At 64.8% G+C, this 25,165-nt stretch carries 23 protein-coding genes; 14 read left to right on the top strand and 9 right to left on the bottom strand.

The window, feature by feature from the left end:
* Positions 1-8: 8 nt before the first annotated feature.
* Positions 9-6,299 (bottom strand): HAMP domain-containing protein, encoded by a 6,291-nt coding sequence (locus ACXJMY_RS13250; RefSeq protein WP_456619784.1) that lies wholly within the window; start codon positions 6,297-6,299, stop codon positions 9-11.
* 340 nt (positions 6,300-6,639) lie between these two features.
* Positions 6,640-7,149, bottom strand: a complete 510-nt coding sequence (locus tag ACXJMY_RS13245; protein ID WP_456619783.1) for a DUF4142 domain-containing protein — start codon at positions 7,147-7,149, stop codon at positions 6,640-6,642.
* A 95-nt stretch (positions 7,150-7,244) separates the two neighbouring features.
* Here ACXJMY_RS13245 and ACXJMY_RS13240 point away from each other — a divergent pair, with 95 nt between their 5' ends.
* Entirely contained in the window at positions 7,245-7,439 is a 195-nt protein-coding gene (locus tag ACXJMY_RS13240; protein WP_456619782.1) for a hypothetical protein, read from the top strand.
* 334 nt (positions 7,440-7,773) lie between these two features.
* Positions 7,774-7,980 (top strand): hypothetical protein, encoded by a 207-nt coding sequence (locus ACXJMY_RS13235; protein ID WP_456619781.1) that lies wholly within the window; start codon positions 7,774-7,776, stop codon positions 7,978-7,980.
* Between the two features lie 203 nt (positions 7,981-8,183).
* Here the strand turns inward: ACXJMY_RS13235 and ACXJMY_RS13230 are convergent, their stop codons facing one another.
* Positions 8,184-8,444 carry a hypothetical protein gene (locus tag ACXJMY_RS13230; protein ID WP_456619780.1) on the bottom strand — a complete coding sequence of 87 codons (261 nt, stop codon included), beginning with the start codon at positions 8,442-8,444 and terminating at the stop codon, positions 8,184-8,186.
* A gap of 174 nt (positions 8,445-8,618) precedes the next feature.
* On the opposite strand from ACXJMY_RS13230, the gene ACXJMY_RS13225 reads away from it, so the two are divergent.
* On the top strand, positions 8,619-8,777 hold the full coding sequence (locus ACXJMY_RS13225; protein WP_456619779.1) for a hypothetical protein: 159 nt from the start codon (positions 8,619-8,621) through the stop codon (positions 8,775-8,777).
* Positions 8,761-8,955, top strand: a complete 195-nt coding sequence (locus tag ACXJMY_RS13220; RefSeq protein WP_456619778.1) for a hypothetical protein — start codon at positions 8,761-8,763, stop codon at positions 8,953-8,955. Before ACXJMY_RS13225 ends, ACXJMY_RS13220 begins: the two co-directional genes overlap by 17 nt.
* A 266-nt stretch (positions 8,956-9,221) precedes the next feature.
* Here ACXJMY_RS13220 and ACXJMY_RS13215 read toward each other — a convergent pair whose 3' ends face one another.
* The gene (locus ACXJMY_RS13215; protein ID WP_456619777.1) at positions 9,222-9,686 is read right to left on the bottom strand and encodes a winged helix-turn-helix transcriptional regulator; all 465 of its coding nucleotides are present in this window, start codon (positions 9,684-9,686) and stop codon (positions 9,222-9,224) included.
* A gap of 163 nt (positions 9,687-9,849) precedes the next feature.
* Here ACXJMY_RS13215 and ACXJMY_RS13210 point away from each other — a divergent pair, with 163 nt between their 5' ends.
* The 5 genes from ACXJMY_RS13210 (at position 9,850) to ACXJMY_RS13190 (ending at position 15,175) form a co-directional block, all read left to right on the top strand.
* A complete protein-coding gene (locus ACXJMY_RS13210; RefSeq protein WP_456619776.1) occupies positions 9,850-10,587 on the top strand; it encodes an SDR family oxidoreductase in 738 nt (245 codons plus the stop codon).
* Positions 10,588-10,648: 61 nt separating this feature from the next.
* Positions 10,649-11,650 (top strand): NAD(P)H-dependent flavin oxidoreductase, encoded by a 1,002-nt coding sequence (locus ACXJMY_RS13205; RefSeq protein ID WP_456619775.1) that lies wholly within the window; start codon positions 10,649-10,651, stop codon positions 11,648-11,650.
* Positions 11,651-11,758: 108 nt separating this feature from the next.
* Positions 11,759-12,178, top strand: coding sequence for a hypothetical protein (locus ACXJMY_RS13200; RefSeq protein WP_456619774.1), 420 nt, complete (start codon positions 11,759-11,761; stop codon positions 12,176-12,178).
* Between the two features lie 305 nt (positions 12,179-12,483).
* Positions 12,484-14,058, top strand: coding sequence for an alkaline phosphatase D family protein (locus ACXJMY_RS13195; protein ID WP_456619773.1), 1,575 nt, complete (start codon positions 12,484-12,486; stop codon positions 14,056-14,058).
* A gap of 298 nt (positions 14,059-14,356) precedes the next feature.
* Positions 14,357-15,175, top strand: a complete 819-nt coding sequence (locus tag ACXJMY_RS13190) for an aldo/keto reductase (RefSeq protein WP_456619772.1) — start codon at positions 14,357-14,359, stop codon at positions 15,173-15,175.
* 68 nt (positions 15,176-15,243) lie between these two features.
* Here ACXJMY_RS13190 and ACXJMY_RS13185 read toward each other — a convergent pair whose 3' ends face one another.
* Positions 15,244-15,489 (bottom strand): hypothetical protein, encoded by a 246-nt coding sequence (locus ACXJMY_RS13185; RefSeq protein WP_456619771.1) that lies wholly within the window; start codon positions 15,487-15,489, stop codon positions 15,244-15,246.
* 201 nt (positions 15,490-15,690) lie between these two features.
* Positions 15,691-16,143 (bottom strand): hypothetical protein, encoded by a 453-nt coding sequence (locus tag ACXJMY_RS13180; protein WP_456619770.1) that lies wholly within the window; start codon positions 16,141-16,143, stop codon positions 15,691-15,693.
* Positions 16,144-16,292: 149 nt separating this feature from the next.
* Between ACXJMY_RS13180 and ACXJMY_RS13175 the strand changes: the two genes are divergently transcribed.
* Positions 16,293-16,565 (top strand): helix-turn-helix domain-containing protein, encoded by a 273-nt coding sequence (locus ACXJMY_RS13175; RefSeq protein WP_456619769.1) that lies wholly within the window; start codon positions 16,293-16,295, stop codon positions 16,563-16,565.
* 62 nt (positions 16,566-16,627) lie between these two features.
* Here ACXJMY_RS13175 and ACXJMY_RS13170 read toward each other — a convergent pair whose 3' ends face one another.
* On the bottom strand, positions 16,628-17,863 hold the full coding sequence (locus ACXJMY_RS13170; protein WP_456619768.1) for an aminotransferase-like domain-containing protein: 1,236 nt from the start codon (positions 17,861-17,863) through the stop codon (positions 16,628-16,630).
* A gap of 87 nt (positions 17,864-17,950) precedes the next feature.
* A complete protein-coding gene (locus ACXJMY_RS13165) occupies positions 17,951-18,478 on the bottom strand; it encodes a DUF3124 domain-containing protein (protein WP_456619767.1) in 528 nt (175 codons plus the stop codon).
* 67 nt (positions 18,479-18,545) lie between these two features.
* Here ACXJMY_RS13165 and ACXJMY_RS13160 point away from each other — a divergent pair, with 67 nt between their 5' ends.
* The 4 genes from ACXJMY_RS13160 (at position 18,546) to ACXJMY_RS13145 (ending at position 24,040) form a co-directional block, all read left to right on the top strand.
* Complete coding sequence (locus ACXJMY_RS13160; protein ID WP_456619766.1) at positions 18,546-20,276, top strand: cation:proton antiporter domain-containing protein; 1,731 nt, start codon at positions 18,546-18,548, stop codon at positions 20,274-20,276.
* Between the two features lie 176 nt (positions 20,277-20,452).
* Positions 20,453-21,529 (top strand): 3,4-dihydroxy-2-butanone-4-phosphate synthase, encoded by a 1,077-nt coding sequence (ribB, locus tag ACXJMY_RS13155; RefSeq protein WP_456619765.1) that lies wholly within the window; start codon positions 20,453-20,455, stop codon positions 21,527-21,529.
* Between the two features lie 209 nt (positions 21,530-21,738).
* Positions 21,739-22,953, top strand: coding sequence for an acyl-CoA dehydrogenase (locus tag ACXJMY_RS13150; protein ID WP_456619764.1), 1,215 nt, complete (start codon positions 21,739-21,741; stop codon positions 22,951-22,953).
* Between the two features lie 163 nt (positions 22,954-23,116).
* On the top strand, positions 23,117-24,040 hold the full coding sequence (locus tag ACXJMY_RS13145; RefSeq protein WP_456619763.1) for an MBL fold metallo-hydrolase: 924 nt from the start codon (positions 23,117-23,119) through the stop codon (positions 24,038-24,040).
* A 120-nt stretch (positions 24,041-24,160) separates the two neighbouring features.
* Here the strand turns inward: ACXJMY_RS13145 and ACXJMY_RS13140 are convergent, their stop codons facing one another.
* Complete coding sequence (locus ACXJMY_RS13140; protein ID WP_456619762.1) at positions 24,161-25,015, bottom strand: DUF1499 domain-containing protein; 855 nt, start codon at positions 25,013-25,015, stop codon at positions 24,161-24,163.
* Between the last annotated feature and the right edge of the window lie 150 nt (positions 25,016-25,165).

Genomic DNA, 25,165 nt, shown 5'->3' with positions numbered 1-25,165 from the left:
GATCCCGTTCAGCGATGCAGCCACATGCGGATTGCAAGCAGCAATTGGTCGGTGTTGACGGGTTTGGCGAGATAGTCGGACGCGCCGGCTTCGAGGCATTTCTCGCGGTCGCCCTTCATCGCCTTGGCGGTCAGCGCGATGATCGGCAGGCGCAAGAAGGCCGGATTCTCGCGGATGACGCCGATGGTCTGATAGCCATCCATCTGCGGCATCATGATGTCCATCAGCACGATGGCGATTTCCGGATTGGATTCCACCAGCGTCACCGCTTCCCTGCCGGTGGTCGCCGTCAACACCTTCATGCCGCGCCGTTCCAGCACGCTCGACAGCGCAAAGATGTTGCGCGCGTCGTCGTCGACGAGCAGTGCGGTCTTGCCGATCAAATCCTCGTCGGAACTGTTCAGCTTTTCCAGCATGCGCTGCTTCTCGACCGGCAGTTCCGTGATCACGCGGTGCAGGAACAATGCGGTCTCGTCGAGCAGGCGCTCCGGCGATTCCACGCCCTTGACCACGATGCTGCGCGCCATGGTGTGGAGTTCCGCATCCTCTTCCGCCGAAAGTTCGCGGCCGGTGAACACCACGACCGGAACGTTCGACAGCGACTCGTCATTGCGGATCTGATCCAGCACCTCGAAGCCGCTCATGTCGGGCAGCCGCAGGTCCAGCACCACGCAGTCGCATGGCGCCTCGCGCAGCGTCGAGAGCGCGCCGGCGCCGGTATCGGTCGTCACGATCTCGATGTCGTCGTGATGCAGCAGCTCGCGGATCGAGAGTTGCTCGGCCTCGTTGTCCTCGACGATCAGGAGCCGTTTGCGCCGCGGCCGCGCATATTCCTTGATCTGCATCAGCGCGGCGGAGACGCCTTCGGTCGTCGTCGGCTTGTTGACGAAGGAGAAGGCGCCGCGGGCGAGCGCATGCTGGCGGTCCTCGTCGAGCGTGATGATCTGCACGGGAATGTGGCGGGTCAGCGGATTGTGCTTGAGCTGGCTCAGCACCGTCCAGCCGAGCATGTCCGGCAGGAACACGTCGAGCGAGACGGCTCTCGGCTGGTACTGCTTGGCAAGCTCGAGCGCTTCGGCGCCGCGGGCCGCGACCAGGACCTTGAAACCCTTGTCGCGGGCGAGATCGACCAGCACGCGGGCATAATGCGGGTCGTCCTCGACGATTAGCAGGATGCTGTCGCCGGGCTCGAGATTGAGCCGGTCGTCGGGAAGCTGTTCGATGACCCGCTCCGGCGCCGTCGTCGCCGGCTGAAGCGCCGGCGGCTGGCTGTATTGTTGCGGCGCGGCGCGCGGCGCGAGCGTCGGGCCGGAATATTTCAGCGGCAGATAAAGCGTGAAGGACGAGCCCTTGCCGGGCGCGCTGCGCAGGTGGATTTCGCCGCCGAGCAGGCTTGCGAGCTCGCGGCTGATGGCAAGGCCAAGACCGGTGCCGCCATATTTGCGGCTGGTGCCGGCGTCGGCCTGCTGGAACGCCTCGAAGATCAGCTTCTGCTTCTCCAGGGGAATGCCGATGCCGGTATCGGACACCTCGAACGCGATCACGGCCGGCGCGGAGTTCAGCACCGGGTGATCCGTTCCCCAGCCGCCGAGCGCGCCGCCGACCTTCAGGCGCACTTCGCCTTCGGCGGTGAACTTGAAGGCGTTGGAGAGCAGGTTCTTCAGAACCTGCTGCAGGCGCTTGGAGTCGGTGACGATGCTGCGCGCGAGGTTGGGGTCGACGTCGATCTTGAACGACAGGTTGCGGTTCTCCGCCTCGTGCCGGAACGGCCGCCCGACGGTCTCGAGCAGGTTCGCGGTCAGGATTTCCTCGGCGTCGACCGTCACCGTGCCGGATTCGATCTTGGAGAGATCGAGAATGTCGCTGATGAGGTTGAGCAGGTCGGTGCCGGCGCCGTGGATGGTGCGGGCGAATTCGACCTGCTTGGCCGACAGGTTGCCGTCCGGATTGTCGGTGAGCTGCTGGCCCAGGATCAGGATCGAGTTCAGCGGCGTGCGCAGCTCGTGGCTCATATTGGCCAGGAATTCGGACTTGTACTTCGAGGTCAGCGCCAGCTCGGTCGCCTTTTCCTCCAGCGCGCGGCGGGCCTGCTCGATCTCCTGGTTCTTGCGCTCGACCTCGACGTTGCGCTCGGCGAGCTGCTGCGCCTTCTGCTCGAGCTGGTCGTTGGTCTGCTGCAGCTCGCGCTGCTGCGTCTGGAGCTCGCCGGCAAGCTGCTGCGACTGCTTGAGCAGGCCTTCGGTCTGCATCGTCGCCTCGATCGAGTTGAGCACGATGCCGATGGAGTCGGTGAGCTGCTCCAGGAAGGTCATCTGCGAGGTCGTGAACGAAGTGAGCGAGGCGAGCTCGATCACCGCCTTGACCTGGCCCTCGAACAGCACCGGCAGCACCACGAGGTTCTTCGGTGCGACGCGGAGCAGCGCCGAATTGATCGGCACCACGTCGGCGGGAATGTCCGCGACCACGCGCGGGCGCCGGTCGAGCGCGCATTGGCCGATCAGGCCGTCGCCGAACGGAAGCACGCGTGGATAGGGGTAGACGCCGTCGCCGGCATAGGAGGCGAGCAGCAGGAGCTGCGGACTGTCCTCGTTCTCGACCTGATAGATCACGCCGGTATGCGYGTTCACCAGCGGCGACAATTCGGTCAGCAGCAGCCGGCCGACGGTCGTGAGGTCGCGCTGGCYCTGAAGCATGTTGGTGAATTTGGCGAGGTTGGTCTTCAGCCAGTCCTGCTCGGTGTTCACGTCCGTCGTCAGACGGAGGTTGGTGATCATCGTATTGATGTTGTCTTTCAGCTCCGCGACCTCGCCGCGGGCGTCGACCTGGATCGATCGCGTCAGGTCACCCTTGGTCACGGCGGTCGCGACTTCCGCGATCGCGCGCACCTGCGAGGTGAGGTTGGCCGCCAGCAGGTTGACGTTGCCGGTGAGGTCCTTCCATGTGCCGGCAGCACCAGGCACGTCGGCCTGGCCGCCAAGCCGGCCCTCGACGCCGACTTCGCGCGCCACCGACGTCACCTGGTCGGCGAAGGTCGCGAGCGTCTCGGTCATGTTGTTGATGGTGTCGGCGAGCGCCGCCACCTCGCCCTTCGATTTCACCGTGAGGTTCTGCTTCAGATCGCCATTGGCGACCGCCGTCACCACCTTGACGATGCCGCGGACCTGCTCGGTCAGGTTCGCCGCCATGAAGTTCACGGTGTCGGTGAGGTCCTTCCAGGTGCCGGCGACCCCGGGCACCTGGGCCTGGCCACCCAGCTCGCCTTCGGTGCCGACCTCGCGGGCGACGCGCGTCACTTCGCCGGCGAAGGCGTTGAGCTGGTCCACCATGGTGTTGATGGTGTTTTTCAGCTCGAGAATTTCACCCTTCACGTCGACGGTAATCTTGCGGGACAAGTCGCCGCGCGCCACGGCGGTGGTGACTTCGGCGATGTTGCGGACCTGGGTGGTCAGGTTTGCCGCCAGCAGGTTGACGTTGTCGGTGAGGTCCTTCCAGGTACCGCCGACGCCGGGCACCACGGCCTGACCGCCAAGCCGGCCCTCGGTGCCGACCTCGCGCGCGACGCGCGTCACTTCGGCGGCGAAGGAGCGCAGCTGCTCGACCATTGTGTTCAAGGTGTCCTTGAGCAGAAGGATTTCGCCGCGCACGTCCACCGTGATCTTCTTCGACAGGTCGCCGCCGGCGATCGCGGTCGCGACCTCGGCGATGTTGCGGACCTGGGCCGTCAGGTTCGAGGCCATGAAGTTGACGTTGTCGGTGAGATCCTTCCAGGTGCCGGCGACGCCGGGCACCTCGGCCTGGCCGCCGAGCTTGCCTTCGGTGCCGACCTCGCGCGCCACGCGGGTGACTTCGCCGGCAAAGGCGTTGAGCTGGTCCACCATGGTATTGATGGTGTTCTTCAGCTCGAGGATTTCGCCCTTCACGTCCACCGTGATCTTGCGCGACAGGTCGCCGCGCGCCACGGCCGTCGTCACCTCGGCGATGTTGCGGACCTGGGCGGTGAGGTTGCCCGCCATCGAGTTGACGCTGTCGGTGAGATCCTTCCAGGTGCCGGCGACGCCGGGCACGTTGGCCTGGCCGCCGAGGCGGCCTTCGGTGCCGACCTCGCGCGCCACGCGCGTCACCTCACCCGCGAAGCGGTTGAGCTGGTCGACCATCGTGTTCAGGGTGTCCTTCAGCTGAAGGATCTCGCCGCGCACGTCCACCGTGATCTTGCGCGACAGGTCGCCACCGGCGATGGCGGTTGCGACCTCGGCGATGTTGCGGACCTGGGCGGTGAGGTTGCCCGCCATGGAGTTGACGTTGTCGGTGAGGTCCTTCCAGGTGCCGGCGACGCCCGGCACCTGCGCCTGGCCACCGAGCTTGCCTTCGGTGCCGACCTCGCGCGCCACGCGCGTGACTTCGCCGGCGAAGGCGTTGAGCTGGTCCACCATGGTGTTGAGCGTTTCCTTCAGCTGAAGGATTTCGCCCGACACGTTGACGGTGATCTTCTTCGACAGGTCGCCCTTGGCCACCGCGGTCGCGACTTCGGCGATGTTGCGGACCTGGCCGGTCAGGTTCGACGCCATCGAGTTGACGCTGTCTGTCAGATCCTTCCAGGTGCCGGCGACGCCGCGCACCTGGGCCTGGCCGCCGAGCTTGCCTTCGGTGCCGACCTCGCGCGCGACGCGCGTGACTTCGCCGGCGAAGGCGTTGAGCTGGTCCACCATGGTGTTGATGGTGTCCTTCAGCTCCAGAATTTCGCCGCGCACGTCCACGGTGATCTTCTTGGAGAGGTCGCCGCCCGCGACCGCCGTCGTCACCTCCGCGATGTTGCGGACCTGGGCGGTCAGGTTCGACGCCATCGAGTTGACGCTTTCGGTCAGGTCCTTCCAGGTGCCGGCGACGCCGAGCACGTTGGCCTGGCCGCCGAGCCGTCCCTCGGTGCCGACCTCGCGCGCGACGCGCGTGACTTCGCCGGCGAAGGCGTTGAGCTGGTCCACCATGGTGTTGAGCGTTTCCTTCAGCTGAAGGATCTCGCCGGAGACGTTGACGGTGATCTTCTTCGACAGGTCGCCGCCCGCGATCGCGGTGGCGACGTCGGCGATGTTGCGGACCTGTGCGGTCAGGTTCGACGCCATGAAGTTGACGTTGTCGGTCAGGTCCTTCCAGGTGCCGGCCACGCCGGGCACCTGGGCCTGGCCGCCGAGCTTGCCTTCGGTGCCGACCTCGCGGGCGACGCGCGTCACTTCGGAGGCGAACGAGTTGAGCTGGTCCACCATGGTGTTGATGGTGTCCTTCAGCTCCAGGATTTCGCCGCGCACGTCCACGGTGATCTTTCGCGACAGGTCGCCGCGCGCCACGGCGGTGGTGACGTTGGCGATGTTGCGGACCTGCGCGGTGAGGTTGCCGCACATCGCGTTGACGGAGTCCGTCAAATCCTTCCAGGTGCCGGCGACGCCGGGCACGATCGCCTGGCCGCCGAGCTTGCCGTCGGTGCCGACCTCGCGCGCCACGCGCGTCACTTCGGAGGCGAAGGAGCGCAGCTGGTCCACCATCGTGTTGATGGCCTCCTTGAGCTGCAGGATCTCGCCGCGGACGTCGACGGTGATCTTCTTGGACAGGTCGCCGTTGGCGACCGCGATCGTCACCTCGGCGATGTTGCGAACCTGGTTGGTCAAATTGTTCGCCATCGAGTTGACGCTCTCGGTCAGGTCCTTCCAGACGCCGGTCACTTCCGGCACCTGGGCCTGGCCGCCGAGCTTGCCCTCGGTGCCGACCTCGCGCGCGACACGCGTCACCTCGGAGGTGAACACGCCGAGCTGCTTGATCATGGTGTTGACGATGGTCGCCGACTGCAAGAACTCGCCGCGCAGCGGGCGGCCGTCGACGTCGAGCTTGACGGTCTGGAGCAGGTCGCCCTGTGCGACGGCCGCGACCGCGCGCGTCACCTCGCGGGTCGGCCACAACAGATCGTCGATCAGGGTGTTGACCGAGCCTTCCATGTCGGCCCAGGAGCCCGAGGCCAGCCCGAACTTCACGCGCTGCCGGGTCTTGCCCTCGCGCCCCACCACTTGGCCGACCAGCTCGAGCTGCTGCGCCATGCGCTGGTTGGCGGCGATGATTTCATTAAAAGTGTCGGCAATCTTGCCGTCGATGCCGAGATAGTCGCCGCTCATCCGCACCGAAAAATCGCCGCTGCGCATGGCCTGGAGCGCGAGCAGCAATTCCGGCCGGGAATCAGGATCCGACATACCGTTGGGTTTTGGCTTTGGGACGCGACGACCGGAGCGTGATGCAGTTCCGGGATCGAGGTCGCTCATACTGATTCCCCCGCAGGCGTCGCCGAATCCAGGCGAGACGCAGTAGCTGAATATAGAGCGTCAGCTACATCCCAAATCAAGCGCCAAGGTTGCGGCACGAGAAATGGAACCTGCTTTGCTCAGCCCGGCAAAGCTAACCGCGCAGAAAGCTCTTGGTTCCATCCTGTTCCAGATATCTTTGGGTGGGCGGTGGCGAGGCGCCTTCGCGCGCATCCAGCGATCCTGCTTCAGGAGCGGAGCACCGAGACTGCTGTTAACCCTCTCATGACGATGATCCGGAGAGCGACCTTACGGTGCGGCCGCAGGGCCAGCAGGATCACCTAGATCCACAATAGGACGGCTACTTGTCCGCCATGGTGCGCTCGGCATCCTCCACCCGCGAGCGCAGCACCGGCAGTTGTTCGCGGGCAAAGGCGGCAAGCGCTGCATTGTCGGGCGCTTTCAGGTAACGTTCGAGCAGGCCGATGGCTGATTCGTATTCGGGAATCTGTGCGGCATAGAAAGCTCTGACGAAAGCAGGCCCCTCGGAATTTTCGGGCTCGGCCAAGCTCGCGCTCGCGGTTGTCTTGCCGATCCGCGGCTCTGCCCCGATCGTCTCTTGAATCTCCTTCAGCGCCTTGTCGCGCTTGGCGGACTCTTCCGCGCGCAAGGCAGCAAGGTTCTTGACCTCCGTATTGCCTTTCAGGTCGGTACTCTCCAAGAGGCCCTGCTGGAAGCGGCTGAGTGCGTACAGGCCACCGATGACGTCCGTTGCAGTCGGCGCGCCATCGCCCCGCATCTGCTCGCCCCTGCTGTCGGCAAGCACTGCGGTGCTGATGAAGGCCAGGACTATCGCGACGAGAATTGGCATACGCATCCAATGACCGACGACGTGCGAAGTTCCGCAAACGTTACGATCGTGTAAGGGCAGTTGCGCCAGGGCGGTTCCCTTCCCACGTTCTATGGATGAAACAGTCTGACATCTTCAGGGATAACGCCGAAAACTGCCTTCAACTCGCCGAGCGCGCCCAAGGCAAACCCACCTACAAGCGCTACTCGCGCATGGCGGAGGCTTGGATGGCRCTTGCGAACGAGCAGGATTGGCTCGATGGCGAAATCCCGCCCGTCACGGTTCGCAGCCGCCGAAAGCAGGATGCCTGATCGTTCTCGTTGTCGTGAATCTGCGTGTGAGACCGCTCACGGACTGCAAGCGTCCAATCAATGATCATTCAGGAACAGTCGATCGCGTTGGTTTTTTGAATCCAGAACGAGGTTTTGCAATGGCTCCACGTCTGGCCCTTCTCTCACTCATTCTTGCCTTCGGCGTCTCGGTCGCGTTCGCGACCGTGACCACGGTCCGGCAAGTGCATCAGGAAAATGCATCGGCTGCGGTGCGCGCGGTGCATAGTTAACGCCGCGGCCTCTCGCGCGCCGGAACATCCGACGCTCCGACGCGTAGGCTCTTCGAGACTGTCTCGAGAGCCGAGAGGACATCATGGCGCATTCCGACCACGGTATCGTCAGTGACAAGCGGGCGGAGGCTCAGCCGCGCGACAAGCAGCGTGCGCAGACCGCGCACATGACGGACGAAAAGGGATCGCCGTCGCGTGAAGCAACACGCGATCCCAAGCTCAACGACAACAGCAAGACGCCGGGCTCCGGCATGACGCCGGATGATTCCGGCGCGGCGCCGAGCGGCTAGAGCATGATCCGGAAAAGTGTGAAGCGGTTTTCCGAAGAGATCATGCTCAAACAGTAGAAAATTTCGCGCGAGGAACGAATCCCCGCGCGAAGCGTCGACAGGTTGCTTCCGGCTGTCATGCCCCCGGTGCGCCGGAAGCAATCTCCAAGGACGGCCCTGGCACCCCACTGTGCCGGGGCCGTTTGCTGTCGTGAAACCGGCAATCAATCCTCGGCGTCGCTCTCGGCTTTTCCCGGCGAGTGTCCCTCCGGACCACGGCCAAATACACCAAACTCGCTTGATTTGACGCCCGCTGACGCGCCGATGTTCGTCTCGATGCCCGCGGCTGCGAGTCCGAATTTGAGGAGCTCGCGAACCGCCGCGGCGCGCGTCGGCATGCGGTGCTTGAACCGGAAATCGTCAACTGCGGCCAGCTCTTCCGGCGAGAGCATGACCTGGAGACGCTCGGCGCGAAGGTCGTTCATGGTCGATCACGCAAAGTTAGCAAGTTGAGCAGCCTACTCAATGAACAAACTTGGCGAGAGTTCCATCGGAGTCTTGAAAAGCGTCGGTTGAGCTAAATAGTCAAATAAAATCAATAAGTTACGACTTGAATGATCGTGCGCGAGGGCTCATATTTCAGGAAAGGGAGATGGGTCATGACGGATGAAGTCAGGTTACCCCGCAAGCTTTCCGAAGAGCCCGAAGCACCGAGGCCGGTGCGTCCGAGCCATCAGAAGGTCATCGAGCAAGTCGAACGCTGGGCCAACAGCCCAGGCCTGCAACCACCGAGGACAGAAGATGCGAAGACGGTCTGAGCCCCACACATTCGAGCAGCGCCTCGAGGCGCAGAGGTTGCGGCTCGAGCACGAGCTGGCGAGCCTGCCGCAAGGCAAGCAGCGCGACGCCATCACCGAGCGCATCGAGCAGCTTCAGGCTGCGGCCGAGATGTATGGTTTTCTGACGTCGCGAGAGGCGGCTGCGCCTGGACGCTAGTCACGCATCGTCGCGCGCGGCACTTCGGCTCACAGCCCGCTTTGGAACGATCATCTCCAGGCCCGGTTGGTTCCCGCATTGGTCTCGCCGAGGAGATCTGACGAGCAAGGAGCATAGTGCCTCCCTATCGTCGTCCTGGCGAAGGCCAGGACCCATACCGCGGAATCTATCGATTGCAGATGGTCGCAGTACCGAACTCCGAGTCGTCGCCAAACCACGCTCTGGGGTAATGGGTCCTGGCTTTCGCCAGGACGACACTGGGGATCTCATCCGGCCATCTCCCTCCGCCCCGGCCCCGCATGCACATGCACCTGCTTGGCCTGCAGCGGCTCGCCGCATTCGGAGCACACCATCACCGGGTCGAACACCTTGCCGCAGCTCTTGTGCTCGTGCAGCAGCGGGCGGCCGCGCTCGTCGCCCATGTGGGTGTCGCCCCAATGCACCATCGCCATGATGATCGGGTAGAGGTCGAGCCCCTTCTGCGTCAGGATGTATTCGTAACGCTTCGGCGCCTCGGAATAGGGGACGCGGCGCAGGATGCCGAAACGGACCAGCTTCTTCAGCCGCTCGGAGAGCAGGTGCCGCGTGATCTGGAGCGAGGACTGGAAGCCCTCGAACCGGCGCACCCGCAAGAAGCATTCGCGCAGGATCAGAAGCGTCCAGCGGTCGCCGACCACGGCGACGGTGCGGGAGAGCGAGCAGGGCTCTTCGTCCAGCGTGTCCCATTTCATGATGCGGTCTCCGGGCCGAGATGTCTCAGTCAGAAAAAGGAACTGACTTGAATGATCAACGAAATTCACCGCAATACCTAGCATCCGGTCACGTAGTTTGACAGTTCTATTTTAGAACTATAGCCTCCGGCCCAATCATACGCTCTCACCGGAGGAGGCGACCTTGCCCAAGCGAAACGCGACAGCCGCCGTCATCGGGGCCGGCGATTTCATCGGCTCCGAGATCGCCAAGAAATTTGCCGCCGAAGGTTTTTCGATCTTCGCCGGCCGCCGGAATGGCGACAAGCTCGCGCCGCTGGTGAAGGATATCGAGGCCGCCGGCGGCGAGATCCACGCCCGCTCGCTGGATGCGCGAAAGGAGGAGGAGGTCATCGCCTTCCTCGACGACGCCGACAAGCACGCACCGCTGGAAGTCTGCATCTTCAACGTCGGCGCCAACGTCAACTTCCCGATCCTCGACACCACCGAGCGCGTGTTTCGAAAAGTATGGGAGATGGCCTGCTATTCCGGCTTCCTCGCAGGCCGCGAAGCGGCGCGGCTGATGCTGGAGCGCGGCGGCGGCAAGATCTTCTTCACCGGTGCGACCGCGTCCTTGCGCGGCGGCAGCGGCTTTGCCGCCTTTGCCAGTGCAAAGTTCGGACTGCGTGCGGTGGCGCAGGCGATGGCGCGCGAGCTCGGGCCGAAGAACATCCACGTCGCCCATCTCATCATCGATTCCGGCGTCGACACCGAATGGGTGCGGCAGCGCCGGCTCGAGGCGCTCGGGCCGAACGCGCTCGACAATCCCGATCTGCTGATGCCGCCATCGGCCGTGGCCGACTCCTATTGGCAGCTCTATCAGCAGCCGAAGAGCGCCTGGACGTTCGAGATGGAGATCAGGCCGTTCGGAGAGAAATGGTGACCGCAGCGCAAGTGTCCGGCTAGACTGACCCAAACACAACTGAAATCCGGGAGGCCCCTACGTGAAGACCGCGATCACCGAACTGTTCGGCATCGAGCACCCGATCATCCAGGGCGGCATGCATTTCGTCGGCTTTGCCGAGCTTGCCGCTGCCGTCTCCAATGCTGGCGGGCTCGGCATCATCACCGGCCTCACGCAGAAGACGCCGGAGCTGCTCGCCAAGGAAATCGCGCGCTGCCGCGACATGACCGACAAGCCGTTCGGTGTGAACCTCACCTTCCTGCCGGCCTTCTCCGCGCCGCCTTATCCGGAATACATCGCCGCGATCGTCGAGGGCGGCGTCAAGTCCGTGGAGACCGCAGGCCGCAGCCCGGAAGCCTATATGCCGGCATTGAAGGCCGCCGGCATCAAGGTGATCCACAAATGCACCTCGGTGCGCCATTCGCTCAAGGCCGAGCGCATCGGCTGCGACGCCGTCAGCGTCGATGGCTTTGAGTGCGGCGGCCATCCCGGTGAGGACGACATCCCCAACATGATCCTGCTGCCCCGCGCGGCGGAAGAGTTGAAGGTCCCGTTCGTCGCCTCCGGCGGCATGGCCGACGGGCGCAGCCTCGTCGCAGCGCTGTCGCTCGGCGCGGCCGGCATGAACATGGGCACGCGCTTCATCGCGACCAAGGAAGCGCCGGTGCATCAGAACGTGAAGAATGCGCTGGTCGCAGCGACCGAGCTCGACACCCGCCTGATCATGCGGAGCTTGCGCAACACCGAGCGCGTGTTGAAGAATGCCAATGTCGACCGCCTGCTCGAGATCGAGCACGAGAAGGGCGACAAGCTGAAGATCGACGACATCCACGACCAGGTCGCAGGCGTCTATCCCAGAATCATGCTGGAGGGGCAGATGGATGCCGGTGCCTGGAGCTGCGGCATGGTCGCAGGTCTCATCCGCGACATCCCGTCCTGCAAGGAACTCGTCGATCGCATCATGGGCGAGGCGGAACAGATCATTCGCAGCCGCTTGATGGGGTTCCTGGATGGAACGGGTGCGGCGAGAAAGGTCGCCTGACACCGTCAAACTTCTTAACCACGGCGGCAGTTGCCCGCTGGAATTGCGCGCGACGCCTCCTAAATAAGGGTAAATTACCTCTTTCATAATCAATTTCAGGAGGCGTCCGTGGTCCTGAAGAGCGTTCATTTTGCTGTTGCCGTTGCCTTCATGCTCGCATGGGGCGGCGTCGCGCGCGCTGACGACTACAAGCCCGATGAGTATCTCGGTCTCGATCTCTCCAAGGCGGTGCTGTCGCCGAAGCGGCTCGGGCCCGAAACGCACTTTGCCCCTGTCGCGCTCGAGGCGCGCGGCGGCAACGAGGCCCAGGCACGCGCCGAGCCGGTCGACGTGCCGAAAAAGGTTGCCGTCGAACGCGTGCATGTGTCGGAGCCGAAGGTCGCGCACGCCAAGCCGGCGCAGCCGCGCGGCGCGGCCCGCGCGAAGCTCGCGCATCGTCATGGCAATCCGCTGGACGCCCAGGCGAGGGATACGCGTATCCAGACCTGGCCCTGCCGCTCCGGCGGCATCTGCAACTGGCAGCGTTGAGGCGAGCCACTGCCTCTTCGCCTCTCCCCGCGTGCGGGGAGAGGCCGGAATGTGCGTAGCGCGAATTCCGGGTGAGGGAGGACTCTCCGCGAGTCCTTCTCTCACCGCGATCGCAGAAGCAGCCCCTCACCCCAACCCTCTCAGCGCGAGCGAAGCTCGTCGCGGCCCCGTAAGAACGGGGAGAGGGAGCGCACCTTCACCGTCATCCGCCCGTCGTAAAACCGTAGGCCCGGAGTCAAGAAACCGTAAGCCGGGAGTCAAACGGCGCAGGCACCTTCCGTCGCGATTCGACGAAGGTTTCCTGAATGGCAACGCTCCGCGCCCCGCGCGCATGGACCCGGCGGCAATTCCTGGTCCGCTCCACGTCCTCTCTCGCCGTGGCCTCACTCGGCACGCTTGCAAAGCCGCACATCAGCCGCGCCGCCGACCGCCCGCTGATCGCGGGCGGCATCCAGTCCGGCGATGTCTCGGACGGCTCCGCCGTGATCTGGGCCCGTGCCGACCGGGCGGCGCGCATGCAGGTCGAATGCTCGACCGTCGAGAGTTTTAAGACGATCATTGCGTCAGCATCCAGCGATGCGCTGCCGGACGCTGATTTCACCTCAAAGCTGCTGCTGAACGATCTGCCGCCCGGGCAGGACATCTTCTATCGCGTCCGCTTCGACGACATCGCGACCGGCATCGCCGGCGAAAGCCGCGTTGGTCATTTCCGCACCGCGCCGGCCGCCGGGGAATCGATCTCGTTTCTCTGGTCCGGCGACACCGCAGGGCAGGGCTGGGGCATCGACGTCTCGCGCGGCGGCTACCGCAGCTATCGCACCATGCTCGACAACCGTCCGGATTTCTTCATCCATTCCGGCGATCACATCTATGCCGACTGCACGATCCCTTCGGAGCAGCAGCTGCCGAACGGCGAGACCTGGCGCAATCTGGTGACCGAGGAAAAGTCCGTGGTCGCGCACTCGCTGGCGCAGTTCCGCGGCAACTACAAATACAACCATCTCGACGAAAACTTTCGTGCCTTCCACGCGCAGGTGCCGATGTTTGCGCAATGGGACGATCACGAGGTCACCAACGACTGGTCGCCGACCGGCAGCTATGACGACGCCGGCTATGAGGACGACGGCACCCCGCGCCTGGTCGCGCGCGCCCGCCGCGCCTTCTTCGACTTCATGCCGATCCGTGACATCGGTGCGCGGCAGGGGCGGGTCTATCGCAAGATCGCTTACGGCCCGCTGCTCGACGTCTTCATGATCGACATGCGCAGCTTTCGCGATGACAGCTGGAACAAGGGCGACGACCACCGTGGCTGGATCCTGGGCGCCGAGCAACTCGCCTGGCTGAAGCGGGAGCTGGCCGCTTCGCGCGCGACCTGGAAGGTGATCGCGGCCGACCTGCCGATCGGCCTGATCAGTCTCGACGCGGTCGCGCTCGGTGATGGCCCGCCGGACCGGCGCGAGCATGAGATCGCCGATCTCCTTGCCTCCATCAAGCGCACCGGCGTCCGCAACATTGTCTGGCTCACCGCCGACATGCACTACACCGCTGCGCACTACTACGATCCGAGCAAGGCGCAATTCCAGGACTTTGAGCCGTTCTGGGAGTTCGTCTCCGGTCCCCTGCATGCCGGCACCTGGGGCCCGGGCGAGCTCGACAACACCTTTGGCCCGGTCGCGATGTACCAGAACGGCTGCAGCGCAGCGCAGGGCGAGAACCTCGCGCCCTGTTTCGGCTTGCAGTTCTTCGGCCGCGTCGACATCGACGGCCGCAGCGGCGTCATGACCGTGACCCTGAAGGACGTCGACAACCGCGACCTCTGGTCGGTCGATATCGTGCCGCAGCCGCAGCCGCGCCCGGCCCTGGTGGCGCAGCACTCGTGAGAGAGCCAGCTCTGCGCCCCAGTCGTCATGCCCGGGCAAAAGCGCGAAGCGCGTCTTCGCGCTGATGTCCCGGGCATCCACGTTCTTCGTGCGGTAAGGCGTGGATGGCCGGGACAAGCCCGGCCATGACGTTGGCGAGGCGTCGTGCGCCACAACGTTAACCCGATCTTGATTGGCTGCCCCGCGCCTTCCGCGCTATAGTGCTCACTCCCGCCACCTCTTTTCCATCACCCAAGAGTCTGCCCACGCGGCATTGCCGCGCGCATCCGGCGGCTGAAATATCTTAGGAGCCTGTTTTATGGACAATCTGAAGACGCAGGGCATCAGCATGCCCAAGCTCGGCCTTGGCACCTTCCGCATGCAGGGCGATGCCTGCCGCGCCGCAGTCGAGAGCGCGCTGTCGATCGGCTATCGCCACATCGACACCGCCGAGATGTATGCCAACGAGGAGCCGATCGGCGCGGCGCTTGCCGCCGCCGGCGTGCCGCGGAGCGAGCTGCATGTCACGACAAAAGTCTGGCACGAGAACCTCGCCCCGGACGCGATCCGCCGCGCCTTCGACGCCAGCCTGACAAAGCTCAGGCTCGACCATGTCGATCTCTATCTCGTGCACTGGCCATCGAAGGCTGCGAACTGGGGCGCCGTGTTCGAGACCTTGATGAAGCTGAAGCAGGAGGGGCGCACGCGGGCGATTGGCGTCGCCAACTTCACCACCGCGCTGCTCAAGACCGTGGTCGAGGACATCAAGGCGCCGATCGCCTGCAACCAGGTCGAATATCACGCGATGCTCGATCAATCGAAGGTGCTGGCCTATCTCGCCGCCAAGTCGATTCCGCTGGTCGCCTATTGCCCGCTGGCGCAGGGGCGTGTCGCATCGGACCCGGTGCTCGCTGAGATCGGCGCCAGGCACAATGCGACCGCGGCGCAAGTGGCGTTGAAATGGCTGCTCGACCAGGACGGCGTCGCCGCGATCCCGAAGGCTTCGCGGCGCGAGAGCCAGCAGGCCAATCTCGACGCGCTGAAGATCACGCTCGATGATGCCGACCGCGAGAAGATCGCCGCGCTGCCGAAGGACCGGCGCTGTGTCAATCCGGGCTTCGCGCCGGCGTGGGACTAGTCCTGCCGACGGATTTCGAACGCAAAGAAATGGCCCCGTGAGGGGCCATTTCAATGTTGCGTTGCGCGTTAGTCCCAGTGGCGATGGCTGCGCTTGATCACCACGACCCTGTCGCCATGGTGACGCCAGCCGCGATGCCAGCCGTGGTCACGATGCATGCCGTAGTCACGATGCATGCCGTATTCGGCGCGGGCGCCGTACGGGCCGTCGTGATGATGGCCGCCCCTGATCACCACCGTCTCCGCACTCGCCATCGTCGGTGCTACGATGGCGAGTGCGCCGAGCGCCGCAACCACATAACCAAGCTTCTTCATGATGTCCTCCTCCAATTCAATGCAGATGAGAACGGCGCGTGTGCGCGAACGTTCCGGAGGAACTACAGGAGAATTCTGAATGGATGTTCAGGTGAGCATGATCCGGATCCGAACGGCCGCGTTAGCGCCAAGTGCGCAGCGGCTTTCCCTCGCGACAAACGCGGAACGCGTTTGCGCGGAGATCATGCTCAAGAATGAGCCTTAATCGCAGCGGCGCTGTGCGGGTGTGGCTTCGCCTGTCTTGACGTATTTGCCGTCCCTGATCGTGTACTCGCCGCGCTCGCTGCGATTGTAGATCGCGCGAAGGCCGCCGTCCTTCTGCAGCAACAATCCGAATTCGCGCGTCTGATGCAGCGACGGGAAGTACACCATCACATTGAGCAGGCCTTCGGCGTTGACCGTCGCGGACACGACCTCGCTCTCGTCCCTGGCGTCGCCGAAATTGCGCCGGTACATCACCCGGCCGTCCGCCCTGACCTCGTAGGTGAGCACCGCCCCCTTGTCGCGGTCGGGCCGCAGCGCGCAATCGACGGCCCACGACCCGAGCAGGCCCCATTGCTCGACCGTCATCGCCAGAGGCTCCGCGGCCGCTGAGGACGTCAATGCAGCCCAGAGCAGTCCGGCCGCGGTCCAGCGGCTCAAACAACGCGTCATGTCCCGGAAAAACCCTGCCTCGATCGAGCCGGGACTCTAGCATCCCCGTGGCGCTCGTCCACCAACGCGCGTCAATTTGATCCGCATCAATGAGGCCGGCCGTTTCCCCGGTAGGATGGCATTTCCGGAAGGCGAAGGTGGATGGACCAATGCTGAATCAAGTCGTGGATTTTGCGGGCGAAGTGCTGCCGGGGAGCTGCGCCGTGCCGCCTTACTCCGAGACCGCGTTCCTGGCTGAGCTGGGCGACCGGCTGCGGTCCTCGCGCGCGCGCTGCGAGCTGTCGCGACGGGAGCTTGCCCGCCGATCCGGCATTTCCGAGCGCTATATCGCCCAGATCGAGGCCGGCAAGGGCAACGTCTCGATCGTCCTGCTGCTGCGGCTGGCCTCCGCCATTCACGGCAGCCAGCCACACGCGGCCTGAGAGCATGATCCGGAAAAGTGCGCAGCGGTTTTCCGAAAAGATCATGCTCAAACAATAAACTATCACGCCCGCGCCTTCTCCACATTGGCGCTGCGGGCCGGCACGCCGAACTCCTTGCGGCAGATTTCGGCCAGCACGGCGACGCCCTCGCGAATCTGCTGATGCGTCGGGCTTGCGAAGCACAGCCTGAGGCGTGAGCTCGAATGGCTCTTGCTGGTCGACCATTCCGGCCCCGGATTGATCGAGACGCCGGCGGCGAGCGCGGCCTGGTACAGTTTCAGCGTATCGACCTGGTCGGGCAGCTTCACCCACAGGAAGATGCCGCCTTTGGGCTCCTCGAACTCGGCAGCGGTCCCGAACTGCTCGTTCAGGGCTTCCATCAGCGTATCGAGCTTGGTGCGCAGCGTCTTCGTCAGCGCCGGCACGTGGGTTGCGAAATGCGGCCGGCAATAGGCGGCGAGCACCATCTGCTCCAGCGCGCCCGAGCCCGCATCCGTCTTCAGCGCCAGCATCCGCGACATCACATCCCAGGGCGCCACGACGAAGCCGACGCGCAGCGCCGGTGCGATCGACTTGGAGAACGACCCGATATGGATCACGCCGCCGTTCGGGCTCATCGCATGGATCGCCGGCGGCCGTTGTCCCGACCAGACCAGATCGGCATAGCAATCGTCCTCGAAGATCGGCACGCCGTATTCGGCCGACAATCGCAGCAATTCAGCGCGCCGGCTCTCCGGCATGATGCTGCCGGTCGGGTTCTGCACGGTCGGAATGGTGTAGATGTATTTCGGCCGGATGCCGCGGCTCTTGAGATCGGCCAGCGTCGTGGCCAGCACGTCCATGCGCATGCCATCCTTGTCGAGGGGAATGCCGACCACGTTGACGCCGAGCCGCGTCAGGCGGGTCAGCGAGCCCTGGTAGCTCTCCTGCTCGACAATCACGGTATCGCCGCGCGCCAGCAGCGTGCTGTTGACGAGGTCGAGCGCCTGCAACGAGCCGGACACGATCAGGAGATCGTCGACCGTGCAGTTGATGCCGGCGTCGCGCTTGAGTTTCGTCACAAGGAATTCGCGCAGGGGCAGGTAGCCTTGGGGGCCGTGCGCCAGGCCATAAGTTGCGAGCGAGCGTCCTTCGCGTTGCAGGGCGAGGTTGGCGGCCTTGATCAGGTCGTCAAGGGGGACCTGCTCGGAGTCGTTGTTGCCGCCGACGAAGCTGTATTTGGCGAGTCCCGTCCAGCGCGCAGAGGGGGCCGGCAGCCCTGCGGGAAACAGGGGCGCGAAATCGAAGCTGGACGTCATGGGGCGTTCCTCGTGTCTCTTCTTGTTGAGCGGCCGGCATTGCGCCGGCCTGCCTGATTGCTTGCCGACCGTCCGGGTCGGGCGGTCTTACTTCTTGCCGGCCGTCCGGGTCGGACGGCCCTGGCTGATGAAAGCGTAATGCGCATTGGCGACGCCGCCAACCATCAAGGCTTCGACCGCGGGCTCGGCGATCTCGCCGGTCGCAGCCCAGTCAACGATGAAATTGGCCCCGGTCCCGCCGCGCACGTCGTCGGTCGGAATGAAGACGGAGACGGTGGCCAGCGGCTTCAGCGCGACGGGGGCTTTCAGATAGCTCTCGACCTGCTTGCCCGTGGTGTCGAAATAGGCGATGCGTTTGACGACAAGCGGCTGGGTCTCGGAGGCGTTGTGCACGCTCAACGTCACCGAGAAGTCGACACGCAGCTTGCCCTGGCTCATTGCGACGCTGGAATAGGCCGGCACGTAGAAGCCGCCGGAAACGCCGAGGTCCTCCTTCGGCAGCGCGGTGAGCGAATCGGCAAAGCTTTGCTCGATATTGACCTTGGATTGGGCGGCTGCGGGCGCGGCAAGGGTGAGCGGGCATAGCAGCATTGCAGCGGCAAGCCCCATCCGCATGTGACGAATTGCTCGCTTGCCGCGCCGCAACCCGTCTCTAGGGTGCGGCAAAACGGACCGATCTGCCATGCACGAACTCATTCGCGACATCACTCTCTGTATCCTGTTTGCCTGGATGCTGGGCCTGCTCGCCCATTTCTCCCGGCAGCCGCTGATCCTGGCCTATCTTATCGCCGGCTTCTGCATTGGTCCATTCGGCGCTGGCTGGGTCAAGTCGCAGGAATCGATCAGCGTCATCTCCGAGCTCGGCCTGATCTTCATGCTGTTCATGATCGGGCTGGAGATCGACCTGAAGAAGATCGTGCGGGCGGGAAAGGTGATCCTGTTCGCGGCCGGCGGCCAGCTGCTCGGCGGCTGTCTGCTCGGCATCCTGTTCTTCGCCGCAATCGGCCTGTCGTTCGGCGGCGGGCATTTCGACGCGCTCTACCTCTGTGTCGCCTGCGCGCTCTCCAGCACCGTCATCATCGTCAAGGTGCTCTACGAGAAGCGCGAGCTCGACACGCTGCCCGGCCGCGTCACGCTCGGCGTATTGGTGCTCCAGGATATCTTCGCCATCCTGTTCCTGGCGGTGCAGCCCAGCCTCGCCAACCTGCAAGTCAGCGTCATCCTGCTCTCGATCGGCCGCGTCGCGGTACTGGTCGCGGCCGCGCTGCTGGTCAGCCGCTATGTGCTGCCGCGCCTGTTTCACCAGATCGCCCGCCGTCCCGAACTGATCCTGCTCGGCGCGCTCGCGTGGTGCTTCCTGGTCGCCGAGACCGCCGAGCAGCTCTCGCTGTCGCGCGAGATGGGGGCGCTGATCGCCGGCGTCTCGCTCTCGACCTTCCCCTATGCGCTCGACGTCACGGCCAAGGTCACCACGCTTCGTGACTTCTTCATCACGCTGTTCTTCGTGGCGCTCGGCATGACCATTCCGGTGCCCGGCCTCTCCGTCATTGGTCTCGCCTTGATGATCGCGGCCTTCACGGTGGTGAGCCGCCTCGTCACCACCTTCGCCCCGCTCTATCTGATGAAGCAGGGCCTGCGCGCCAGCCTGTTGCCGGCGATCAACCTGGCGCAGATCTCCGAGTTCTCGCTGGTGGTGATTCAGACCGGCGTCGCCGATCACCACATCGCAGCCGAGACGGCGAATGCGGCCTCCTTCGCCTTCGTGGTGCTGGCCGTGCTCTCGACCTTCGTGATGACCCGCAGCGACGGGATCACGCGCTGGGCGATCGGTCCCCTGAAGAAGATCGGCCTGCGCGACCTCGACCATGGCAACGGCCATGCCGAGGAGGGGCATGAGGGCGGCCATGGCGAGGCCCGTCGTATCGTCATCCTCGGCTTTTTCCGTGCGGCGAGCGCACTGCTCGCCGAGATCGAACGGCAGGCCCCGGTGCTGCTGGAGCAGATCACCGTGATCGACTTCAACCCCAATGTGTACCAGACGTTGCTGTCGCGCGGCCTGCACGTGATCTATGGCGACATCAGCAGCGCCGACACGCTGCTCCATGCCGGCGTAGGCAAGTCCGAGATGATCATCCTCAGCGTGCCGGATGCGCTGTTGAAGGGCGCCAGCAACGAGAAGCTGGTTCGCCACGTCCGCACCCTCAATCCGACCGCCCTGATCGTGGCGACCGCCGACCTCCTCTCCGATGTCGGCGAGCTCTATGAGGCCGGCGCCAGCTACGTCACCGTGACCCGGCTCAGCGACGCCCATGAGCTGTTCACGGTGATCGAAGCCGCCCAGGCCGGGCTATTGGCCGACAAGCGCGCCGAACTCGATCAGCGGTTGAGCGAGCGGCGCGAAGTGCTGCCCTGACGGCGTCCGGGCGCCTTCCGTCTGAAGCATCCGCGCCTATATCGCTGGTATCTTCGGTGCAAGCCCGAATGCCCGCCGGGAGGCAGCCTCCGGGCATATGTGGTTGCGTTCAGGACACTAGCGCCGAGCCCCAAGTCCGGCTAAGCCTCCGGGCCATAACCGATAGAGATTGGGAAATGCCCGATAGCGTTCAGGAAGTCTTGCAGGCCTTTGCCAGAGGCGAGCTCGTTGTCGTGACCGATGACGAGGACCGCGAGGGCGAGGGTGATCTGATCGTCGCGGCCTCGTTCTGCACGGCCGAGAAGATGGCGTTCATCATCCGCCACACCTCCGGCATTGTCTGCGCGCCGATCACCACCGAGGACGCACGCCGGCTGCGGCTCGACCCGATGGTCGCCCATAACGACTCCGCCCACACCACCGCCTTCACGGTCTCGATCGACTACAAGCCCGACGGCGGCACCGGCATCTCGGCCGAAGAGCGCGCCTCCTGCTGCCGCGCTCTCTCCAATCCCAATGCCGGCGCCAGCGACTTCGCCCGGCCCGGTCACATCTTCCCGCTGATCGCCAAGGACGGCGGCGTGCTCCTGCGCTCCGGCCACACCGAGGCCGCGGTCGATCTCTGCAAGCTCTCAGGATTGCCGCCGGTCGGCGTCATCAGCGAATTGATGAACGACGACGGCAGCGTGATGAAGGGCGAGCAGGTCGCCCGCTTCGCCGCCCAGCACAAGCTGAAGCATGTTACCATCGCCGACATGATCGCCTACCGCCAGGCGCGCGAGAAACTGATCGAGCGGGTCTCGACCTTCGTCACCGAGAGCCCGATCGGGCCCTTGCAGGGCTATGCCTACCGCTCGCCGTTCGATTCCATCGCCCACGTCGCCTTCGTCTATAACGGCGTCGGCGACGGCAAGAACGTGCTGACGCGCTTCCACAAGCCGAACATCGTCAAGGACACCTTTACCGGCCACAAGCGCATGGCGGCCGTCCTCGAGCACTTCAAGAAGTCCGGCCGTGGCGTGCTGGTTTACCTGCGCGACGGCGCGGCCGGTGTTCCCGTGGCGCCGCTGCCGGATGAGACGTCGACGGAGGCCGACCGCAACCGCCAGTGGCGCGAAGTCGGCGTCGGCGCGCAGATCCTGCGCGATCTCGGCGTGACCTCGATCCGGCATCTCACCTCCTCGGTGCACGACTACAAGGGATTGTCGGGCTTCGGCATCGAGATCGTCGCCAACGAGCAGCTCGAAATCTGACGCGGTCATTCCGGGACCGGCGCTGAAGGCGCCAGACCCGGAATGGCGATGTTGTCGAGGCGTACAGGATTCGATGCTCCGGGCCACGCCGGCGTGGTCCCGTCGCATCGCCCCGGAATGACCGAAACCAGGATGCAATTGCACTTGTTGCCGCGGCACTTTACTTTGTCGGGCAATTGTTGACGGAACCAGACGCGAAAGGACGTTTCATGAGCGTGCGCCCTCAGACCAAGGACAAGCCGGCTGCGGCTTCCTTCCAGTGGGACGATCCGTTCCTGCTCGATGAGCAGCTCACCGAAGACGAACGCATGGTACGCGACACCGCGCGCGCCTATGCCCAGGACAAGCTGCTGCCGCGCGTCTCCAAGGCCTATCTCGAAGAGACGACCGACCGCGAGATCTTCAACGAGATGGGCGAGCTCGGCCTGATCGGCATCACGTTGCCGGAGGAATATGGCTGCGCCAATGCGGGCTATGTCGCCTATGGCCTGGTCGCACGCGAGATCGAGCGGGTCGATTCCGGCTACCGTTCGATGAACTCGGTGCAGTCCTCGCTGGTGATGTATCCGATCTACGCCTATGGCGACGAGAACCAGCGCAAGAAGTACCTGCCGAAGCTCGCCAGCGGCGAGTGGGTCGGCTGCTTCGGCCTGACCGAGCCCGATGCCGGCTCCGATCCGGCCGGGATGAAGACCCGCGCCGAGAAGGTTTCGGACGGCTACCGCCTGACCGGCAGCAAGATGTGGATCTCGAACGCGCCGATCGCCGACGTGTTCGTGGTCTGGGCCAAGTCGGCCGAGCACGACAACCAGATCCGCGGCTTCGTGCTGGAAAAGGGCATGAAGGGCCTGTCCGCGCCGAAGATCGGCGGCAAGCTGTCCTTGCGCGCCTCGATCACCGGCGAGGTCGTGATGGACGGCGTCGTGGTTCCGGAGGATGCGCTCTTGCCCAACGTCTCCGGCCTGAAGGGTCCGTTCGGCTGCCTCAACCGCGCCCGCTACGGCATCTCCTGGGGCGCGCTTGGCGCCGCCGAGGACTGCATGCACCGCGCCCGCCAGTACACGCTCGACCGCAAGCAGTTCGGCAAGCCGCTCGCCGCGACCCAGCTGGTGCAGAAGAAGCTCGCCGACATGGAGACCGAGATCGCGCTCGGCCTTCAGGCCTCTCTGCGCGTCGGCCGCCTGATGGACGAGGGCAAGTTCGCCCCCGAGATGATCTCGATCGTCAAGCGCAACAATTGCGGCAAGGCGCTCGACATCGCCCGCGTCGCGCGCGACATGCACGGCGGCAACGGCATCTCGATCGAGTATCACGTGATGCGCCACGTCCATAACCTCGAGACCGTCAACACCTACGAGGGCACCCACGACGTCCACGCCCTGATCCTGGGACGCGCGATCACGGGCATTCAGGCGTTTTTCTGATTGCTCAGCTGTCATCGCCCGCCTTGTGCGCAATTGCGCACTGGGGCGGGCGATCCAGTATCCCAGAGACCTCGCCTTCGCCTCAGACGCCGCGGCGTACTGGATACCCTGCTTTCGCGGGGTATGACGGCGAGAGGTGGGGCGGCAGTGCACAGGAAGTCCCATGTCCGACAACGACGACGTCCCGTTCAACCGCAACTTTCCGCTCAAAGCCGGCATCGTCGAGGAAGTCCGGCCCGGCGTGCGGCGCGTGCTCTGCGACAATCCGAGCCCCTTCACCTTCACCGGCACGGTCAGCTACATCATAGGCCAGGGCAACGTCGCCATCATCGATCCCGGTCCGGACAATGAGGCGCACGCCGCCGCGCTGCTCGATGCCGTGCGCGGCGAGACCGTGACGCATATCCTCGTCACCCACACCCACCGCGACCACTCCCCCAACACCGCGCGCATCAAGCAGGCAACCGGCGCGACCGTCTATGCCGAGGGTCCGCACCGCGCTTCGCGGCCGCGCTTCGAGAGCGAGAAGCACAATCCGGAGTCCGGCGCCGATCGCGATTTCGCGCCGGATCTCAGGATCGCCCATGGCGACGTCATCGAGGGCGCCGGCTGGCGGCTCGAAGCGGTGGCGACGCCCGGCCACACCGCCAACCACCTCGCCTTTGCCTGGCCCGAGCGGAAGTTCAACTTCGTCGGCGATCACGTGATGGGCTGGTCGACCTCGATCGTGGCCCCGCCCGACGGCTCGATGATCGATTACATGGAGTCGCTCGACCGCCTCGCCGCGCGCGAGGAGGACCTGTATTTCTCCGGCCACGGCCCCGAGATCCCGGACGGCCCGCGCTTCGTGCGCTTCCTGATCCGCCACCGCAAGGCGCGCGAGGCCTCGATCCTGCACCGCCTCGCCAAGGGTGACGCCGACATCCCGACCATGGTGCGGGCGATCTATATCGGCATCGATCCCAGGCTGACCACCGCGGCCGGCTATTCCGTGCTGGCGCATCTGGAGGATCTGGTCGCGCGCGGCGTGGTGGCGACCGATGGCGATCCCGTGATTACGGGGACGTACCGGATGGCGGGCGCTTAGCCCCACCCGTCATTCCGGGGCGATGCGAAGCATCGAGCCCGGAATCCATTCATCCACCAACTCTGCGGCCCGATGGATTCCGGGCTCGCGCTGACGCGCGCACCCGGAATGACAGTGGCGCTACTTCTTCACCGTCTTCGCCGGCGCCTTGGGCGGCGCCACCGGCGTCTTCTTCACCGGCTTCAGCGCGTCGGCATCGGCGGCGGTGTTGAGATCGTCGATGAACTTGGTGACGCGCGCGGCGTTGCTGCCGAGGTCGCTCTCGAAATAGCGCGAGGCGGAGCGGATATCGACGCGGGAATCGTCGCCGTCAGGTGCAACCCGGATCGAGATGTCCTCGCGAAAACCCATGATCGGCGAGCGTGCCACCGCCTCGATGCGTCCGATGCGGCGCGGCGGCTGCGGCGCGCGCTCGTCGATCACGAGCCATTTGCGCTTGTTGACGAGTTGGAGCGCGATCGCATAGGCGCGGTCGACGGAGATTTCGAGCTCGATCGGCTCGATGTCCGGATAGAAATGGCGCTGCTGCTCGGCCGAATAGAGCCCGGCATAGACCGCCGGGTTGGCGCCGTCGCCGGTGCGCAGGCGCGCCAGCGCATCGAACCGCGGCGGGTCGATCGGGTCGGTGGTGATGTCGTGGATCGCCGGCAGCTTGCGGTATTGCAGGCCGAGATAGGCGGGGTAGGCCAGGATCGCGCCGTCGATCAGGAAGGCGAGCAGGATGCGGGACATGCCGCGCGAGCCGTTCTGCCAGATCGCGGCAAAGCCCGCGAGCCCGAACAGGATCGAGAGCGCGGCGATCGCGAGCCCGCCGAGGAAGGTCGCGAGCGCCGGCTTCATCTCCAGGAAGCCGAAGCGAACGATGGCGATCGACACCAGCACCGCCACCACCGCGAACACGGCCAGATTGCGCGCCCAGCTTGCGAGGCTGGACACGGGCTCCGACTGATAGGGGGCGGAAAACCTGCGGGCCATCGGGTGAGCTCTGTCGGGGTTTGGGGGCGGCGCCGGCCGATTTGGCGCGACAATGAAGGCGTTGAGACCACGCCCCGGCGGCAAATTCAAGGGAGTCCGGGTTGCTACTGCCCGTCATTCCGGGGCGCCCGAAGGGCGAACCCGGAATCT

The sequence above is a fragment of the Bradyrhizobium sp. P5_C12 genome, assembly GCF_054049735.1.
The sequence above is the reverse complement of the archived record's forward strand: the minus strand, read 5'-3'. Positions and strand labels throughout refer to the sequence as shown.

Excerpts from the sequence above, each read along its gene's own strand:
- ACXJMY_RS13190 (WP_456619772.1), top strand. The coding sequence starts at position 14,357 with ATGGACAATCTGAAGACGCAGGGCATCAGCATGCCCAAGCTCGGCCTT.
- ACXJMY_RS13235 (WP_456619781.1), top strand. The coding sequence starts at position 7,774 with ATGGCGCATTCCGACCACGGTATCGTCAGTGACAAGCGGGCGGAGGCT.
- ACXJMY_RS13245 (WP_456619783.1), bottom strand. The coding sequence starts at position 7,149 with ATGCCAATTCTCGTCGCGATAGTCCTGGCCTTCATCAGCACCGCAGTG.
- ACXJMY_RS13175 (WP_456619769.1), top strand. The coding sequence starts at position 16,293 with ATGCTGAATCAAGTCGTGGATTTTGCGGGCGAAGTGCTGCCGGGGAGC.
- ACXJMY_RS13140 (WP_456619762.1), bottom strand. The coding sequence starts at position 25,015 with ATGGCCCGCAGGTTTTCCGCCCCCTATCAGTCGGAGCCCGTGTCCAGC.
- ribB (WP_456619765.1), top strand. The coding sequence starts at position 20,453 with ATGCCCGATAGCGTTCAGGAAGTCTTGCAGGCCTTTGCCAGAGGCGAG.
- ACXJMY_RS13220 (WP_456619778.1), top strand. The coding sequence starts at position 8,761 with ATGCGAAGACGGTCTGAGCCCCACACATTCGAGCAGCGCCTCGAGGCG.
- ACXJMY_RS13165 (WP_456619767.1), bottom strand. The coding sequence starts at position 18,478 with ATGCGGATGGGGCTTGCCGCTGCAATGCTGCTATGCCCGCTCACCCTT.
- ACXJMY_RS13185 (WP_456619771.1), bottom strand. The coding sequence starts at position 15,489 with ATGAAGAAGCTTGGTTATGTGGTTGCGGCGCTCGGCGCACTCGCCATC.
- ACXJMY_RS13150 (WP_456619764.1), top strand. The coding sequence starts at position 21,739 with ATGAGCGTGCGCCCTCAGACCAAGGACAAGCCGGCTGCGGCTTCCTTC.
- ACXJMY_RS13195 (WP_456619773.1), top strand. The coding sequence starts at position 12,484 with ATGGCAACGCTCCGCGCCCCGCGCGCATGGACCCGGCGGCAATTCCTG.
- ACXJMY_RS13215 (WP_456619777.1), bottom strand. The coding sequence starts at position 9,686 with ATGAAATGGGACACGCTGGACGAAGAGCCCTGCTCGCTCTCCCGCACC.
- ACXJMY_RS13160 (WP_456619766.1), top strand. The coding sequence starts at position 18,546 with ATGCACGAACTCATTCGCGACATCACTCTCTGTATCCTGTTTGCCTGG.
- ACXJMY_RS13180 (WP_456619770.1), bottom strand. The coding sequence starts at position 16,143 with ATGACGCGTTGTTTGAGCCGCTGGACCGCGGCCGGACTGCTCTGGGCT.
- ACXJMY_RS13145 (WP_456619763.1), top strand. The coding sequence starts at position 23,117 with ATGTCCGACAACGACGACGTCCCGTTCAACCGCAACTTTCCGCTCAAA.
- ACXJMY_RS13225 (WP_456619779.1), top strand. The coding sequence starts at position 8,619 with ATGACGGATGAAGTCAGGTTACCCCGCAAGCTTTCCGAAGAGCCCGAA.
- ACXJMY_RS13170 (WP_456619768.1), bottom strand. The coding sequence starts at position 17,863 with ATGACGTCCAGCTTCGATTTCGCGCCCCTGTTTCCCGCAGGGCTGCCG.
- ACXJMY_RS13230 (WP_456619780.1), bottom strand. The coding sequence starts at position 8,444 with ATGAACGACCTTCGCGCCGAGCGTCTCCAGGTCATGCTCTCGCCGGAA.